General features: G+C 72.7%; 18 protein-coding genes. 10 read left to right on the top strand and 8 right to left on the bottom strand.

Going from position 1 to position 15,009, the window contains the following annotated elements:
• The first annotated feature begins 5 nt into the window (after nucleotides 1-5).
• The 3 genes from FIV44_RS13530 (at nucleotide 6) to bfr (ending at nucleotide 1,626) form a co-directional block, all read left to right on the top strand.
• Nucleotides 6-812: a siderophore-interacting protein gene (locus FIV44_RS13530; RefSeq protein ID WP_141004897.1), complete on the top strand. Its 807-nt coding sequence runs from the start codon at nucleotides 6-8 to the stop codon at nucleotides 810-812.
• A 44-nt stretch (nucleotides 813-856) separates the two neighbouring features.
• On the top strand, nucleotides 857-1,060 hold the full coding sequence (locus tag FIV44_RS13525) for a (2Fe-2S)-binding protein (protein ID WP_141004896.1): 204 nt from the start codon (nucleotides 857-859) through the stop codon (nucleotides 1,058-1,060).
• 77 nt (nucleotides 1,061-1,137) lie between these two features.
• Nucleotides 1,138-1,626, top strand: a complete 489-nt coding sequence (bfr, locus tag FIV44_RS13520; protein WP_141004895.1) for a bacterioferritin — start codon at nucleotides 1,138-1,140, stop codon at nucleotides 1,624-1,626.
• A 21-nt stretch (nucleotides 1,627-1,647) separates the two neighbouring features.
• On the opposite strand, the gene FIV44_RS13515 is transcribed toward bfr, so the two are convergent.
• Nucleotides 1,648-2,007 carry an ArsR/SmtB family transcription factor gene (locus tag FIV44_RS13515; RefSeq protein WP_141004894.1) on the bottom strand — a complete coding sequence of 120 codons (360 nt, stop codon included), beginning with the start codon at nucleotides 2,005-2,007 and terminating at the stop codon, nucleotides 1,648-1,650.
• Between the two features lie 71 nt (nucleotides 2,008-2,078).
• On the opposite strand from FIV44_RS13515, the gene FIV44_RS13510 reads away from it, so the two are divergent.
• The 5 genes from FIV44_RS13510 to FIV44_RS13490 all read left to right on the top strand — a co-directional run bounded on the left by FIV44_RS13510 (nucleotide 2,079) and on the right by FIV44_RS13490 (nucleotide 6,861).
• Nucleotides 2,079-3,176: a cation diffusion facilitator family transporter gene (locus FIV44_RS13510; RefSeq protein ID WP_141004893.1), complete on the top strand. Its 1,098-nt coding sequence runs from the start codon at nucleotides 2,079-2,081 to the stop codon at nucleotides 3,174-3,176.
• 16 nt (nucleotides 3,177-3,192) lie between these two features.
• Complete coding sequence (locus FIV44_RS13505; RefSeq protein WP_141004892.1) at nucleotides 3,193-3,831, top strand: SHOCT domain-containing protein; 639 nt, start codon at nucleotides 3,193-3,195, stop codon at nucleotides 3,829-3,831.
• Between the two features lie 142 nt (nucleotides 3,832-3,973).
• On the top strand, nucleotides 3,974-5,596 hold the full coding sequence (locus tag FIV44_RS13500; RefSeq protein ID WP_141004891.1) for an ATP-binding cassette domain-containing protein: 1,623 nt from the start codon (nucleotides 3,974-3,976) through the stop codon (nucleotides 5,594-5,596).
• Nucleotides 5,597-5,629: 33 nt separating this feature from the next.
• Nucleotides 5,630-6,085, top strand: a complete 456-nt coding sequence (locus FIV44_RS13495; RefSeq protein ID WP_141004890.1) for a MarR family winged helix-turn-helix transcriptional regulator — start codon at nucleotides 5,630-5,632, stop codon at nucleotides 6,083-6,085.
• Nucleotides 6,082-6,861, top strand: a complete 780-nt coding sequence (locus tag FIV44_RS13490; protein ID WP_141004889.1) for a phosphatase PAP2 family protein — start codon at nucleotides 6,082-6,084, stop codon at nucleotides 6,859-6,861. The genes FIV44_RS13495 and FIV44_RS13490 overlap by 4 nt, the downstream gene beginning before the upstream one ends.
• On the opposite strand, the gene FIV44_RS13485 is transcribed toward FIV44_RS13490, so the two are convergent.
• Together FIV44_RS13485 and FIV44_RS13480 are read right to left on the bottom strand one after the other, a co-directional pair.
• Nucleotides 6,786-7,580, bottom strand: coding sequence for a putative protein N(5)-glutamine methyltransferase (locus tag FIV44_RS13485; RefSeq protein WP_141004888.1), 795 nt, complete (start codon nucleotides 7,578-7,580; stop codon nucleotides 6,786-6,788). The two genes, FIV44_RS13490 and FIV44_RS13485, sit on opposite strands and share 76 nt — an antisense overlap.
• Before the next feature lie 12 nt (nucleotides 7,581-7,592).
• Nucleotides 7,593-7,829 carry a PspC domain-containing protein gene (locus FIV44_RS13480; protein ID WP_141004887.1) on the bottom strand — a complete coding sequence of 79 codons (237 nt, stop codon included), beginning with the start codon at nucleotides 7,827-7,829 and terminating at the stop codon, nucleotides 7,593-7,595.
• 120 nt (nucleotides 7,830-7,949) lie between these two features.
• Here FIV44_RS13480 and FIV44_RS13475 point away from each other — a divergent pair, with 120 nt between their 5' ends.
• Together FIV44_RS13475 and FIV44_RS13470 are read left to right on the top strand one after the other, a co-directional pair.
• Nucleotides 7,950-8,756: a glycerophosphodiester phosphodiesterase family protein gene (locus tag FIV44_RS13475; protein WP_141004886.1), complete on the top strand. Its 807-nt coding sequence runs from the start codon at nucleotides 7,950-7,952 to the stop codon at nucleotides 8,754-8,756.
• A gap of 10 nt (nucleotides 8,757-8,766) precedes the next feature.
• A complete protein-coding gene (locus FIV44_RS13470) occupies nucleotides 8,767-9,705 on the top strand; it encodes a DUF5926 family protein (protein WP_141004885.1) in 939 nt (312 codons plus the stop codon).
• Between the two features lie 125 nt (nucleotides 9,706-9,830).
• Here FIV44_RS13470 and tdh read toward each other — a convergent pair whose 3' ends face one another.
• From tdh to FIV44_RS13445, 5 genes are all read right to left on the bottom strand, one after another.
• Nucleotides 9,831-10,886, bottom strand: coding sequence for an L-threonine 3-dehydrogenase (gene tdh, locus FIV44_RS13465; protein WP_141004884.1), 1,056 nt, complete (start codon nucleotides 10,884-10,886; stop codon nucleotides 9,831-9,833).
• A gap of 7 nt (nucleotides 10,887-10,893) precedes the next feature.
• Nucleotides 10,894-12,027, bottom strand: coding sequence for an aminotransferase class I/II-fold pyridoxal phosphate-dependent enzyme (locus tag FIV44_RS13460; RefSeq protein WP_141004883.1), 1,134 nt, complete (start codon nucleotides 12,025-12,027; stop codon nucleotides 10,894-10,896).
• A gap of 13 nt (nucleotides 12,028-12,040) precedes the next feature.
• Nucleotides 12,041-13,348 carry an NAD(P)/FAD-dependent oxidoreductase gene (locus tag FIV44_RS13455; protein WP_141004882.1) on the bottom strand — a complete coding sequence of 436 codons (1,308 nt, stop codon included), beginning with the start codon at nucleotides 13,346-13,348 and terminating at the stop codon, nucleotides 12,041-12,043.
• A gap of 75 nt (nucleotides 13,349-13,423) precedes the next feature.
• On the bottom strand, nucleotides 13,424-14,272 hold the full coding sequence (locus FIV44_RS13450) for a substrate-binding periplasmic protein (RefSeq protein WP_141004881.1): 849 nt from the start codon (nucleotides 14,270-14,272) through the stop codon (nucleotides 13,424-13,426).
• Between the two features lie 64 nt (nucleotides 14,273-14,336).
• On the bottom strand, nucleotides 14,337-15,008 hold the full coding sequence (locus tag FIV44_RS13445) for an amino acid ABC transporter permease (RefSeq protein WP_141004880.1): 672 nt from the start codon (nucleotides 15,006-15,008) through the stop codon (nucleotides 14,337-14,339).
• Between the last annotated feature and the right edge of the window lies 1 nt (nucleotide 15,009).

The raw sequence follows: 15,009 nt of genomic DNA, 5'->3' as shown, positions 1-15,009 counted from the left end.
GCCTCATGTCGTACGGAGAGGTCGTCAGGACCGAGCGTCTCAGCCCCCACCTGGTCCGGGTCGTCCTCGGCGGCCCGGGACTCGACGGGTTCGCGTCGACCGGCGACGCGGACGAGTACGTCAACTGCTTCTTCCTGCCCGACGCCGCGCCCTACACCGTGCCGTTCGACGACGAGGCGGTCCGCGACCTGCCGCGGCCGCAGCGGCCGTTCCCGCGCCGGATCACGGTCCGGTCCTGGGACGACGGGCGGGGCGAGCTGGTGGTCGACATCGCCACCCACGGCGAGGTGGGGTACGCCGGGCGGTGGGCGCTGCACGCCCGGCCCGGCGACCGGCTGCAGTTCCGCGGTCCCGCGGGCGGCTACCGGCCGCACGCCGACGCCGACAGCTACCTCCTCGTCGGCGACGAGAGCGCGCTGCCGGCGATCGCGGCCTGCGCCGAGGCGGTGCCGGCCGGCCGCCCGGTGGTCGCCGTGGTGGAGGTCGAGGACGAGGCCGACGAGATCCCGCTGTCGTCGCCCGGGAACCTCGACGTCCGGTGGGTCCACCGCCGGGGGTGCACGGACGCGCTCGAGGACCTGCTGGCCGACGCGGTCGCGGAGCTCCCGCGGCCGGCCGGCACGGTGAGCGCGTTCGTGCACGGCGAGGCGGGCGCGACCCGCGCCGTCCGCCGGGTGCTGCTCGGCGAGCGCATCGTCGACCCCGAGCGGCTCTCCTGCTCGCCGTACTGGCGGCGCGGCCAGGACGACGAGGAGTGGCGGGCCGTGAAGGCCGCGTGGGTGCGCGAGACGAACGCCGAGACCTTCGCGTGAGACGCCGATCGCGGGATCCGCTTAGGTTCGGCTAACCTATCTGCATGATCGTCTGCCAGTGCCGCGTCGTCACGGACCGTGACGTCGACGTCGCCCTGGCCGACGGCGCCCGCACGGTCGGCGCGGTCTGCCGTACGACGGGCGCGGCCCAGGACTGCGGCTCCTGCATCTTCTCGGTGAAGGCCCTGGTCCAGCAGCACCACGCGGAGGAGTGCGCGCACCTGCGGGCCGACGGCGCCGCAAGCTGATCGCGTTCTGAGTCTGGCCTCACCCCGGGAGGCGTGTGCCAGCATCGGCGACAGGTCCCCATCGCCGGAGGTGTGTCGTGCAGCCAGTCGATCCCCGTGTCGTCGATCTCCTCAACGAGGCGCTCACCTTCGAGCTCACCGTGACCAACACGTACTTCCTGCATGCCCGGATGCTCGACAACTGGGGTCTGCCGAAGCTCGGGAAGGTCTTCTACGACCTGTCCATCGACGAGATGCGGGACGCCGACGACCTGATCAACCGGATCCTGATGTTCGACGGCCACCCCAACGTCCAGCGGCTCAACGCCATCCAGGTCGGCGAGAACGCCGAGGAGATGCTCGACCTCGCCCTCGCGAGCGAGCGGGCCGCGGTCGCCCAGTTCAACGCCGCCGCCGAGGAGTGCCACCAGCTCGGCGACCACGGCACCGCCGCGGTCTTCGAGGAGATGGTCCGCGACGAGGAGAAGCACGCCGACTGGTTCGAGAGCCAGCTCGACGCGATCAGCCGGGTCGGCGCGCCGCAGTACCTCGCGCAGCACATCGGCGCGGGCGAGGGCCCGGAGTAGCCGGGCTCAGCCGGGCTCGGCTCAGCTCGGCTCGCGCTGGGCGGTGCCGGCCAGGCCGAGCCGGACGTGCTCGGCGTGGTCGAGCGCCTGGTCGAGCAGCTGTGCGACGTGGTCGTCGTACAGCTCGTAGACGATGGTGCGGCCCTCGCGGTTGCCGGTGACGAGGCCGAGGTTGCGCAGCACCCGGAGCTGCTGGGAGACGGCCGGCTGCTCCATGCCGATCGAGTCGACCAGGTCGCCGACGGTCCGCGGGCCGCGGCGCAGCCGGTCGAGGATGAGCAGGCGGCTGGGGGTGGCGAGAGCCTGCAGGGTCGCGGCGAGCGTCTTGGCCTGCTCCGGCGCGAGTCCTTGGGGCCGGTCGCCGCGGTCGCCATGTCCCATGGACCGCATCGTAGTGGCGGACCGCCGTTCCACAATTGGATGCACATATGTGCATGTGTTTGTATATCGGTATGCGCCGCCCGCACGACCACGACGGTCACCACGATCCCGGCCACGACCACGACCATGACCACGGCGGGGCCTGGTCGCGCCTGCGGCATGCGGTGGCGCCGCACTCCCATGACGCGGTCGCGATCATCCAGACGGCGGACGAGAGCAGCAGCGAGGGGATCCGGGCCGCGTGGATCGGGCTGGCCGGGATGACGGCGACCGCGCTCGCGCAGGTGCTCATCGTCGCCGTCTCCGGGTCGGTCGCGCTGCTCGCCGACACGGTCCACAACCTCGGGCACGCCGTGACGACCATCCCGCTGATCATCGCCTTCCGGCTCGGCCGGCGCCCGAGCACCGAGCGCTACAGCTACGGCTTCCGCCGCGCGGAGGATCTGGTGGGCCTCCTCATCGGCCTGGTCGTGGCGCTGTCGGCCGCGCTGATCCTGTGGGAGGCGGTCGCCGCGCTGGTCCATCCGCGGGAGCTGGCCAACCTCGGCTGGGTCCTCGCCGCCGGCCTGGTCGGGTTCGTCGGCAACGAGCTCGTCGCGGTCCACCGGATCCGCACCGGCCGCCGCATCGGCTCGGCGGCCCTGGTGGCCGAGGGCCAGCACGCCCGCGCCGACGGGCTCACCTCGATCGCCGTCGTGCTCGGCGTCCTCGGCGTGTGGGCGGGCTTCGACCGCGCCGACGCCGTCGTCGGCCTCCTCATCGGCTTCGCGGTCCTCGTCCTCCTGGTCAACACGCTGCGCACCGTCGTACGACGGCTGATGGACGGCGTCGAGGACGGGGTCATCGACGCGATGGCCGGCGCTGCCGCGGCCGTCGAGGGCGTCGCCGGGGTCGACCGGGTGCGGGCCCGCTGGACCGGGCACCGGATCGAGGGCGACCTGATCGTCCGGGTCGATCCCGAGCTGACGGTCACCGCGGCGCACGGCGTCGCCGAGCGCGTGGAGCACGAGCTGCTGCACGCCACCCCCAGCCTTGAGGCGGTCGTCGTCCACCTCCACCCGGTCGCCGACGCCGCCACCGAGGCACGACTGCACGAGCTGACCGCCCACCACGCGAGCGCCGCGGCGCGGGCGGCGTACCGCGCCGCGCGGCCCACGACCGGCGGTTGATCCCTACGCTGTGGCCATGACCGTCGCTCCGAAGGACGTGCCGCGGCCGCCGTCCCTGCTCCGCAGCGTCCTGCCGCCGACGCTGTTCATGCTGCTGTGCGGCATCGTCGGCCCGATCTTCGTGATCGTCGGCCTCAGCGTCGACGAGCCCGGGACGGGCTGGCTGCTCCCGCTCGGCATCGCGATCACGGTGCTCGACGTCGTCATCGGCCTGGTCATCGGCGGCCTCCGCCACCGCTCCGCCCTGCGCAGCCACCGGCTCCGGCAGCGCGGGCGGCCGGCCCGGGCGCAGGTGCTGTCCTTCGAGCACACGAGCGTGCGGATCAACGAGCAGCCGCTGCTCAAGCTGCGCCTGCGGATCGAGGGCGAGGACATCGCGCCCTTCGAGGTCGAGAGCCGCCAGGTCGTCCCCGACGTCCGGATGCCCCTGCTCTACGGCGGCGAGCTGCCCGCCCTGGTCGACCCCGAGACCCGGGAGTGGGAGGTCGACTGGTCCTCCGCGCGCCCGATCGCGCCCGGCGTCGTACCCGTCGCGGCCGCCGACGCCCGGACCCCCGCCGAGCGCCTGGCCGAGCTCGACGACCTGCTCAGGCGGGACCTCGTCAGCCGGGAGGAGTACGACGCCGCGCGGGCCCGGATCCTCGGCGAGCTCTGATCCGGGGCCGCCCCGCCGAGAAAATCATTCGCGCCCGCGACCACGCCCGCCGTAGGCTGGTCGCATCATGCTGATCGACGCCTGACCGACTCGCGCCCGCGGCCCCGCCCGGTGAGTCCATCCCTCCCGCGAAGGCCTCGTCATGTCAGCACCGATCATCGTCCACGATCTCACCGTCGCGTTCGGGCGCCGGACCGTCCTCGACGGCATCGAGCTGGTCGCCCAGCCGGGGCGGCGGATCGGCCTGATCGGGGAGAACGGCGCGGGCAAGTCGACGCTGCTGCGCGCCGTCGCCGGCGACCTGCCGGAGACCGCGCACGTGACCGGCACGATCGAGCGCCCCGCCGACCTGGCCCTCCTCACGCAGGAGCCGCCGTTCCACGACGCCGACACCGTCGCTGACGTGCTCGCCACGGCGCTGCGACCGCTGCGCGAGGCGGTGGCGAAGGTCGAGACGCTCGCCGACCGGCTGGACGATCCCACGGCCGCCGAGGAGTACGCCGCCGCGCTCGACCTGGCCCTCGCCCACGACGCCTGGGACGCCGACCGGCGGGGGCTGCTCGCCGCCGAGCAGCTGGGCCTCGACCACCTCGCGCAGGACCGCCGGGTCGGCAGCCTGTCCGGCGGCCAGCGCACCCGGCTCGCGCTCGCGACCCTGATGACCCGGCGTCCGCAGTGCCTGCTGCTCGACGAGCCGACCAACCACCTCGACGACGATGCGGTCGCGCTGTTGGTGGCGTTCCTGCGCGACCTGCCGGGCGTCGTCCTGCTCACCAGTCACGACCGCGTGCTCCTCGACGAGGCCTGCACCGACCTCGTCGACCTCGATCCGGTGGGGACCGGGACCGACGGCCGCGGCGGGCGGAGGTACGGCGGCGGGTGGACGGCGTACGCCGAGGCGCGGGCCGCCGCGCGGCGCCGGTGGGAGGAGACCTACGCCGCGCAGCAGGAGGAGCTGGGCCGGCTCCGCGAGGCCGCCCGGATCGACAAGGGCGCCATCGCGCCGGGCCGGGGGCCGCGCGACAACGACAAGTTCATCCACGCCTTCAAGGGCGCGAACGTCGACCGCGCGCTGGCCCGGCGCAAGCGGGACGCCGAGCGGCGGCTCGAGGAGGCCGAGCGCGACCAGGTCCGCAAGCCGCCCGTGCCGCTGCGGCTGACGACGGCGCTGACCGCCGCGGACGCCGCCGGGGGCCGGGTGGTCACCGTCCGCGACCTGGAGGTCGCCGGCCGGCTCCGGCTGCCCGCCCTCGACGTCGACGGCGGCGAGCACCTGCTCGTCACCGGCGCCAACGGCACCGGCAAGTCCACCCTGCTCGGCGTCCTCTCCGGCCGGATCGTCCCCACGGCCGGCCTGGTGCAGGTGAGCGCCCACCGCCGAGCCGAGCTCACCCAGGACCCGCTGTTCCCGGACCTCGCCGCCAGCGCGCAGGCGACCTACGCGGCCGCGGTCGGCCCGGAGCTCGCCGTACGCCGCCCGCTGCGCAGCCTCGGCCTGCTCCATCCGCGCGAGCACGCCAAGCCCGTCGTCCTGCTGTCGGTGGGCCAGCGCCGCCGGCTCGCGCTCGCGATCGCCGTCGCGACCGAGCCCGACCTGCTCCTGCTGGACGAGCCCACCAACCACCTCTCGCTCGCGCTCGTCGCCGAGCTCGAGGAGGCGATCGGCGCCAGTCCCGGGGCGGTGGTGGTCGCCTCCCACGACCGCTGGCTGCGCCGGCGGTGGGACGGCGCGACGCTCGAGCTCGCCCGTAATCAGTTGCGTTGACGAGATAGTTGCTTGGACGCAATAATCGGGCAGGTGGCGGAGCGCGACGATCTCGTCCGGCTGCTGGAGACCTTCTTCCGGCGGCTGTTCACCTCGGCGGAGACCGAGGCGCTGGACGCGCTGGCGAGCCTGGAGCTGTCGTTCACCCAGATCCGGATCGCGATGCTGCTCGGGTGCGCCGGCGCGCCGGTGCCGATCAGCGAGATCGCCTCGCGGGTCGCCCTCTCCGTGGCCGCGGCGGGGCGGGCGGTCGAGCGCATGGTCGAGCTCGGCCTGGTCGAGCGGCGCGAGGACCGCCACGACCGGCGGGTCCGGCTCGTCTCGCTGTCGGACCAGGGGCGCGCCCTCGTGGAGGAGCACTTCCGGGCCCGCCGCCAGGCGCTGCTGGCGTTCATCGACCGGCTGCCCGAGGACGACGTCCGGGCCTTCGCCGCCGCGCTCGAGCCGATCCTCGCCGGCGACTACCTCCGGCCGGCGTCCGTCCTGTGACCGGCGTCCGCTCACTCACCGACGGGCTCCGGGGGAGGTTCGGCCGATGGGTGGTGGAGCTCGGCGTCCTGGTCCTGCTGTTCGCCGCCTACAACCTGATCCGGGCCGGCTGGGGCGACGACCCGGTGACGGCGTTCGCCAACGCCCGGCGCGTGGTGGGAGGCGAGGGCTGGATCTTCCGGTCGGTCGAGCTACCGCTCAACGAGTGGATCCTCCGGGTCCCGGCGCTGGCCGTCGCGGCGTGCTACTTCTACGCGCTCATGCACTACGTCATGACCCCGGTCGTGCTGCTCGTCTCCCGGCGGCACGGCGGCTGGCACTACTGGCGCGGCTACTGGTCGATCGTGCTCGCCTCGGCGTTCGGCCTGGTCGGCTACGCGCTGCTGCCCACCGCCCCGCCCCGGCTGATGCCCGAGCTCGGGGTGGTCGACGTCATGCGGCGCTTCGCCGACTACGGCTGGTGGGGCGCCGCGGCGTCCGCGCCGCGCGGGCTGGGCGACGCCACCAACCAGTACGCCGCGATGCCGTCCCTGCACTTCGGCTGGTCCCTGTGGTGCGCCGTGCAGATGTGGGGCCTCGGTACGCCGCGCTGGCGGGTCGCTGCCGTCGCGTACCCGGCGCTCCAGGCCCTCGTCGTCCTCGCCACCGCCAACCACTTCCTGCTCGACGTCCTCGCCGGCGGCGCCTGCGTCGTGCTCGCCTACACCGTGGTCGAGCTCGTCGGACGCAGCGTCCGCCGACCGCTGACGATGGTCGCCTCGCGCTCCTCGTCGTGATGGACCGCGGCGGCCAGCCCGGCCGCCGCGAAGAGCTCGACGGCCGTGGGGGCTTGATCGACGGAGACCTCGGAGAGCACCGTGCCGCCCGGCCGCAGCCAGGCGGGGGCGAGGGCGGCGACCCGGCGCAGGACGTCGAGCCCGTCGGCGCCGCCGTCGACGGTGCCGCGTGGCTCGTGGTCGCGGGACTCGGGCGGCATCAGCGCCACGGCGTCGCTGGGCACGTAGGGCACGTTGGCGGCGAGGACGGCGACGGTGCCGCGCAGCTCGGGCGGCAGTGGGTCGGCCAGGTCGCCGACGACCGCGGTGCCCCCGACGGACGCGAGGTTGCGGGCCGCGCAGGCGACGGCCACGGGGTCGAGATCGGCGGCGTGCACGGTCAGGCCGGGCACCCGCCGGGCGAGGGCCAGGCCGAGGGCGCCAGTGCCACAGCACAGGTCGAGCACGGTGTCGCCGGCCGTCAGCAGCGGGGCGGCCAGCTCCACGAGGTACGCCGTGCGCTGCCGCGGGACGAACACGCCGGGCTCCACCGCGACTCGGCCGCCGTCGAAGGCGACCCAGCCGACGACGTACTCCAGGGGCTCGCCGGCCACCCGGCGGGCGACCAGCTCCTCGAGGTGCGCGGGCGAGGCCGCGGCCTCCTCCAGGAGTGCCGCCTCCTCCTCGGCGAAGACGCAGCCCGCGGCCCGGAGCCGGGCGACGAGTGAGGGGGCGGTCACGGGGCCAGCGTGTCAGCCGCGCGGCATCAGCCACCAGCCGGCGAGGTAGAGGAGGATCCCGGCGCCGCCGGTGAAGACGGTCGCGGCGACCATCAGCAGCCGGACGACGGTGACGTCGATGCCGAAGTGCGCGGCTGCACCGGAGCAGACGCCGGCGATCATCTTGTCCTGCTCGCGGCGGGTGAGCCGCCGCGGCGTGGAGGGGTTGTGGGGGTTGTGGGGGGCGGGGTAGCTCTCGTAGTTGCTCATGCCTCCACGGTGCCTGCTCCGCGCTCACGGCACATCGGGGAACGACCCCGGTCGGACCCCGATCCCGACCCTGAGCCTCGATCCGCGGATCGAGGCTATGAGACCTGCCACAATCGGGGTGTGCCCACCGTCCGACCGCAGGTGGTCGCCCACCGCGGCGCCAGTCACGAGCTCGCCGAGCACACCCTGGGTGCCTATCTCGCGGCGCTCGACGAGGGCGCGGACGGGCTGGAGTGCGACGTCCGGCTCACCGCCGACGGCCACCTCGTCTGCGTGCACGACCGCGACCTGCGTCGTACCGCCGCCAACCGGGGGCTGGTCTCGACCATGGAGCTCGCGGACCTCTCCGAGCTCGACTTCGCGGCGTGGAAGAACCCGTGGGCCGACCTCGACGACGAGGCTCCCGACGAGGACGAGACGCTGCGCGGCGTCCTGACCCTGCGCAAGCTGCTGGAGACCGTCGCCGACTACGACCGCCGGGTCGAGGTGGCGATCGAGACCAAGCACCCGACGCGGTACGGCGGGCTGGTGGAGAAGCGCCTGGTCGACATGCTCCGCGACTTCGGCTGGGACCAGGCCGGGGCGCCGGTGCGCGTGATGAGCTTCTCGTTCACGGCGCTGCAGCGGGTCGAGCGGCTCGCGCCCGAGGTGCGGCTGGTGCAGCTGCTCGACAAGCCCAACTACTGGCCGATGCTGCGCCGCGTGATCGGCCGCGACTGGATCGTCGGGCCGGGCATCAGGATGCTCCGCGAGCACCCGCGGGTCGGCGAGTCGATCGCCCGCGGCGGCCGCGAGATCCACGTCTGGACGGTCAACCAGGAGGAGGACCTCGAGCGCTGCCTCGACCTCGGCGTGACGGCGGTCATCAGCGACCGGCCGCGGCTGATGCTCGACCTGCTGGACCAGCGGTTCCCCGCCGACCAGTAGGTTTCCGCGCATGGCGAAGAAGAACCGCACCAAGAACTCCGGCTCGACGGCACCGGCGGGTGAGGTCGGTCCCCGGCAGCCCTGCCCGTGCGGCTCCGGCAAGCGCTACAAGGCGTGCCACGGCGCGCCCGGCGGCGGGCAGGTCTTCGTCAAGCGGCCCTTCGAGGGGCTGGCCTCGGAGTGCGACATCGTCGCGATGCGAGAGCTGGTGCCGGCCGCCACCGCCGTACTGCCGCTGACCGGCGAGTACGCCGACCGCGTGGTCCGGATCTGCACGCTGCTGCCGATGGCGGCCCCCGCCCTGGTCCGCGACAGCGGCGAGGTCTGGCTCGGCCTCCAGGTGCAGCACAACTTCGGCGACCCGGCCCGCGACCTGGGCGCGGTGCTGGTCGAGGCGCTGGCCGCCGAGCCCGGCGCCGGGATGGTCGGGCTCACCGCGCCGCCCGCCGACGGCCCGCGGCTGCAGGACCTGGTGGCCGACGGCCCGCTGGCCGTCGAGGTGCACGAGGGCTTCGACTACTGGGTCTCCGACATGGAGTCCAGCTCCGAGCTGGCCCAGGCCCTCGAGCAGGCCGAGGGCGCCGCGGCGCCGACGGCCCGGCTGACCGAGGTGGACGCGGCATACTGGACCCGGATGGGCGCCAAGGAGCACCTGCGCTGGGTGATGCCCGAGCCCGAGGACGCCCTCCTCGACGCTCTCGCCCGGCTGCACGTCTCCGGCGACGACGTGATCGTCCCCGACGCCCGGTTCGTCGGCATGTTCCGCGCCCACGGCCTCCTCACCCCCGTCTGGGACCTCCCCGTCGGCACCGGCCCCGAGCCGCTCGAGGCCGCCGCCACCGCCTTCAAGGCCGAGCTCGACGCCGCCCTCGCCGACACCTCCGACCTCACCACCGAGCAGCGCTCCGCTCGCAACGGGCTCGCCAACCGTCAGGTCACCATTCGCTGAGGGGTGCAGGAATCGCCACTTCAGTGGTGATTCCTGCACTTCTTGACCGTTGCAACGGCCAGTAAGCGCGGGAATCACCACTGAGGCGGTGATTCCTGCACCCGGACCCGGAGCCGCGAGGAGGATCAGACGCCACCGCTGCCGGCGTCGTCGACGACGAAGACGATCTTCATGGCCTCGTCGGAGGCCATGAGCGCGAAGGCCCGCTCGTACTCACGGATCGGGATGCGGTGGCTGACGATGGCGTCCAGCTGCAGGCGACCTGCCAGCAGCATGTTCTCGACCTGGTACCAGGTCGAGAACATGCGCCGGCCGAAGACGCCGCGGATCGTCAGTCCCTTGAAGACCACGTCGTTGAGCAGATCGACCTCGACGGGCTCGGTGGGGACACCGAGCAGCGCAGCGGTTCCGCCGCTGCCGACGGAGGACAGTCCCTGACGGATCGCGGTGGGGTTGCCGCTCATCTCGAGGAGCACGTCCGGGCCGGTGCCCCCGGTCAGGCGACGCGCCTGGTCCGGCCACTCGGGATCGTCGCCTGCGAGGACCCGGTCGGCGCCCATCTCGAGCGCGAGCTCCCGGCGGCGCGCGCTGATGTCGGTGGCGACGATCGTTCCCGCCCCGGCAGCGCGGGCGATCGCGATCGAGATCGCGCCGATCACGCCGGCGCCTGTCACCAGCACGCTCCTGCCGGCGACGTCGGCGCTCATGACGGTGTGCATGGCGTTGCCGATGGGATCGAGGATCGCCGCGATCTCGTCGGATATCGCCTCGTGCACCGGCCACACGTTGGCCGCCGGGAGGACGACGAAGTCGGCGAAGCATCCGTCGACGCTCGCCCCGAGGACCATGACGTTCTGACAGACGTGACTGGCGCCCGTGCGGCACGGCTTGCAACGTCCGCAGGTGAGGTGGCCTTCGCCGCTGACTCGCTGGCCGGTGCGCAGTCCCGTCACACCGTCGCCGAGCGCCGCGACCCGCCCGACGAACTCGTGGCCGACCGTGACCCCCGGGGACACGTGCCGCGCGGTCCAGGGCGCCGACTCGAAGATCCCCTTGTCGGTTCCGCAGACGCCGGCGTGGGAGACGGCGACCAGGACCTCGCCGGGGCCGGGGTGTGGCTCGGGGGCGCCGGCTGTGGCAGTGAATCCCGGCGTGGGCGCGGTCTTCTGCAGTGCGAACATGATCGAGTCAGCTCCTGGTCTGGTCGTCGAGCGTCGCCGCCCTGGCGAAGGCTTCGATCGCCGTGTCGATGTGGTCGTCGGTGTGTGCTGCCGAGATCTGGACTCGAATGCGCGCCGTTCCGCGGGGCACGACCGGGAAGCTGAAGGCAGCGGTGAAGATCCCGAGGTCGCGCAACGTGGCCGCGACGCGGAGCGCGCGGTCGTCGTCGTGGAGCATCACCGGGACGATCGGTCCCGGACTGTCGAGAAGGTCCCAGCCGGTGTCCTTCATGCCTCCGCGGAAGCGGGCGACATTGGCGGCGAGGCGCTCGAGCCGGCTGCCGTCGTCGCGGATGAGGCGGATCGCGGCGAGCGCCGCCCCGGCCGTCGCGGCGGGCATGGGGCTGGTGAAGATGAAGAACCGGCCGCGCGCGCCGACATCGTCCACCACGTCCTTCGGTCCGGCGAGGAACCCGCCCAGCCCCGCGCCGAGCGCCTTGGAGAACGTCCCGGTCCGGATCGTCGACGGGCGGGAGCGGTGGTGCTCCACCGACCCGCGCCCGGTCGGACCGATGACGCCGATCGCGTGTGACTCGTCCACCACCAGGTGGGCGCCGACACGGTCCGCCAGCGGCTGCAGCCGGTCGAGGCGTGCCACCGACCCCTCCATGCTGAACACGCCGTCGGTGACGAGCAGGGTCCGCGCGTCGTTCGCGAGCCCGTCGGTGAGGCCCTCCAGCGAGGCGAGGTCGTCGTGCCGGTAGACGCTCGTCCTGCCGCGGGCCAGTCGGCATCCGTCGACGATGCTGGCGTGGTTGTACTCGTCACTGACGATCGTCGACTGCGGGGTGTCGGCAAGGGTCTGGAGGGTGGCGCAGTTGGCGGATGCGCACGAGTTGAACAACAGCACGGCCTCGGTTCCCAGGTACGCCGCGAGCTCGTCCGCGAGCTCCCGGTGGACCCGCGTCAGCGCGATGCTGGGGTTCAGGCCGATGCCGGCGCCGTAGGTGTCCAGGGCGCGGTGGGCGCCGTCGATCACGCGCTGGTCGCCCGCCAGGCCGAGGTAGTCGTTGGACGACAGCATGATCATGTCGCGGCCGTCCAGGTTCACCTGGCCCGAGAGGCGGCCCTCGGCTGTCGGCCAGTGGAGAGGGGTGGTCATGATCGCTCCTCCGTCATCCCATGACGTTGAGCGGACTGCTCCGATCGACCGTCCGCCGTCGGCTGTAGTGGGACAGGTCGATCGTGTGCCCGGTGCATGGCAGCACCATCCGGACCGGGTCGGAGTCGTGGTCGACGCCGTTGTCGGCGGCGGTGATGATGGCGGCGAGGAGGTCGCCGATGAGGGGGGCGTTCTTGAACTGGTTCCCGCTGGTGCCGATCGCCACGTAGTAGCCGGCAAGCGACGTCTTGTCGTAGATCGGGATCCAGTCGTCGGATACGTCGTACACACCGGCGATGCCGCGAGGGACGTTCGGGGCCGTGAGGTCGGGCACCCGCCTCGCCGCGCGGAAGACCTGAGCGTCGAAGACCCGCTTGGTCGGGCGGTGGTCGTACTCGTCGGGGTCCTCGAGCCATTCCATCGGGTCGCAGGCGGGCTCGGTGCCGCCGATGAGCAGCTCACCGCTCGGCGTGCCCCGGAAGTACGTGCCGAGGTCGAGATCGCCGACGAGCGGGACCGGTCGGTCCCCGGAGAACCCGGGCGGGGACGGAACCTGGTGGACCTCCTGGCGCATCGGACGGGTGCCCACGTTGAAGTCGTCGAGCACTCCGGCGAGCGCGTTGACGGTCGCCGAGTGCGGTCCGGCCGCGTTGATCACCATCCGGACCGGCAGGTGCGGGCCGCCGGCGACCTCCAGCCCCGTGACGGCCCCTCCGGCACGGCGGATCGCCGTCACCGAGGTGTGGAAGCAGAAGTCGGCGCCGTGTCTCCGCGCCGCGCTCATCAGGTTGTGAGCGGCCAGTGCGGGGTCGTCGACGAAGCCCTGATCCGGAACCCAGTACCCGCCGACCTCGCCGTGGGGCTCCTCCCAGAAGGCGGGGTCGGTGATCTGCTTGGGCGGGTGGTGCCGGCTGGGATCGAGCATCGGCAGCCGCGAGCGGAGGGTGGAGGAGTCCCACCGCTCGTAGGGGATCCCGGCTCGCTCGAACAAGGCGAGGACGCGCTCGGTGTCCTGGTCGGGGGAGTCCAGGACCACGCCACCGGTCCTGATGAACCGGGCCATGCCGTCGTCGTCGGCTCCGCCGAGGTGTGCCTCCCAGTCCTCCCACATCGCGTGGGACTCCCACGACGTCGCGACGCCCTCCCACGTGGAGTAGTTGAAGCGGATGTTGGCCGAGGAGGCACTGGTGGATCCGCTTCCCGCGGTTCCCCCGCGGTCGAGGACACGGACGCGGTAGCCGTTGCGCGCGAGCGCATAGGCGATCGAGCAGCCGACGACCCCGGCCCCGATGATGGCGGCGTCGTACTCGGTGTGGTTCATGGAGAGGTCCCAGGGGTCGAGTCGGAGCCGGCAGAGAGACTGCCGACGAGCTGGTCGGGAAGTACGCGGCGGGAGCTACGGGGTGGCCGGACCTGCCAGGGCCGGATCCATCCCCTGCGCCTCCAGTGCGGCCGCGACCGTCCCGTCGCCGATCAGCACGGCGATGTCCTCGTTGAGTGCCTGGGTCAGGGCCGTCGCGCTCTTGGGCAGCGCGAGGACGACTCCGTTCTCACTCGTCGACGCGGCGATCTCGGGTGTCGGCTGGAAGCTCGTCGCTGTCAGCTTCGAGTCCTCCTTCGCACGGAAGCCCACTTCCGCGCTGGTGAGCACGGCCGCATCGAGGCGGCCGTTCTTCACGTCGGTGATCAAGCCCGCCGTGTCCTGGTAGAGCTTGACGTTGTCGGCGCCGAGGGCGGCCTGGAAGTCCTCGTTCCACAGGTAGCCCTGCACCACCCCGATCGTCTTGCCCTCCAGGCCGGCCAGGGTGCCGTCGACCGCACCGGTGGACACGAGTGCCATGCCGTCGCGGTACATCGGGTCGCTGAGGCTCAGGGTCTCCGTCCGCTCCTCGGTGTAGTAGATGCCCCCGATCGCGATGTCGGCGCGCTCGGCCTGGATGCTGGCGAGCCCGGCGGCGGCTGCCACGGACTGCGTCTTGAGATCCAGGCACTCGAGCTCGGCCAGCCTCTTCACGATCGTGGCGTCCACGCCGCCGAAGCCGTTCCCCTCCTGGGTGGTGTACGGCGGCGTGACGTACACCAGGACCGTCAGATCCCCCGTGGCCAGGGTCGGTACGTCGGGGTGGGACGGCGTGCAGTCCGACCGGGACGACGACCCGGAGTCGTCGGAGCCGCCGCAGCCGCTCAGTACTGCTGCCGTCAGGATGGTGCCGGCGACGCCGACGAGGCCACGGCTCAGATTCATCGTTCGATCCGTTCTGTGAGGGTCTGATCTGTGAGGGTCTGACGGGGAGAGAGGTCGGCGCTGTTCAGGCCGGCTCGGCGATCGCGGGCTTGGCCGCGCGTCGCGGCCACCGGGCGCGCATGAGCGCCACGGCAGCGAGCGAGATGGCGGCGTACACCAGTCCGGCAAGGGTCAGGGCGGCCGTGAACTGGTAGGTGATGGACGCCGCGTTGTAGGCACGACTGAGCAGCTCTGGAACCGAGACCGCGAACGCGAGTGACGTGCCCTGGTACAGCAGGATGCAGAATCCGATGAGCGGTGGGATCACGACGCGAACGGCCTGGGGCAGGATCACCAGCCGCAGCTCGCTCCCGTGGGACAGCCCCAGCGCCTGGCAGGCTTCCCGCTGTCCGGCCGGGATGGAGTCGATCCCGGCTCGGAAGATGTCTGCGGTGTAGGCGGCTGTCGTGAACCCGAGCGCGATCGTGGCGCAGGTGAAGCTGCTCCAGGTCAGGCTCAGCTGTGGCAGCCCGTAGTAGACGAAGTACAGGACCACGAGGGCCGGCGCCCCCCGCCCGAGCTCGACGAGCACCATGACGGGCCAGCGGAGGGCAGCCCGCGGCGTCGTCATGGCCAATGCCAGCATCAGTCCGAGGGGCAGGCCGACGAGCAGGCTGGCCCCGGTCAGCTGCAGGGTCACCCCGAGCCCGTCCAGGAAGTCGGGCAGGTACTCGCGCCACTCCTCGACCATCGACATC

The organism is Nocardioides humi, assembly GCF_006494775.1.
In the GTDB taxonomy this organism is placed as follows: Bacteria; Actinomycetota; Actinomycetes; order Propionibacteriales; family Nocardioidaceae; genus Nocardioides; species Nocardioides humi.
Note: the sequence above shows the minus strand (reverse complement) of the source record. Positions and strands in the feature narration are given on the sequence as shown.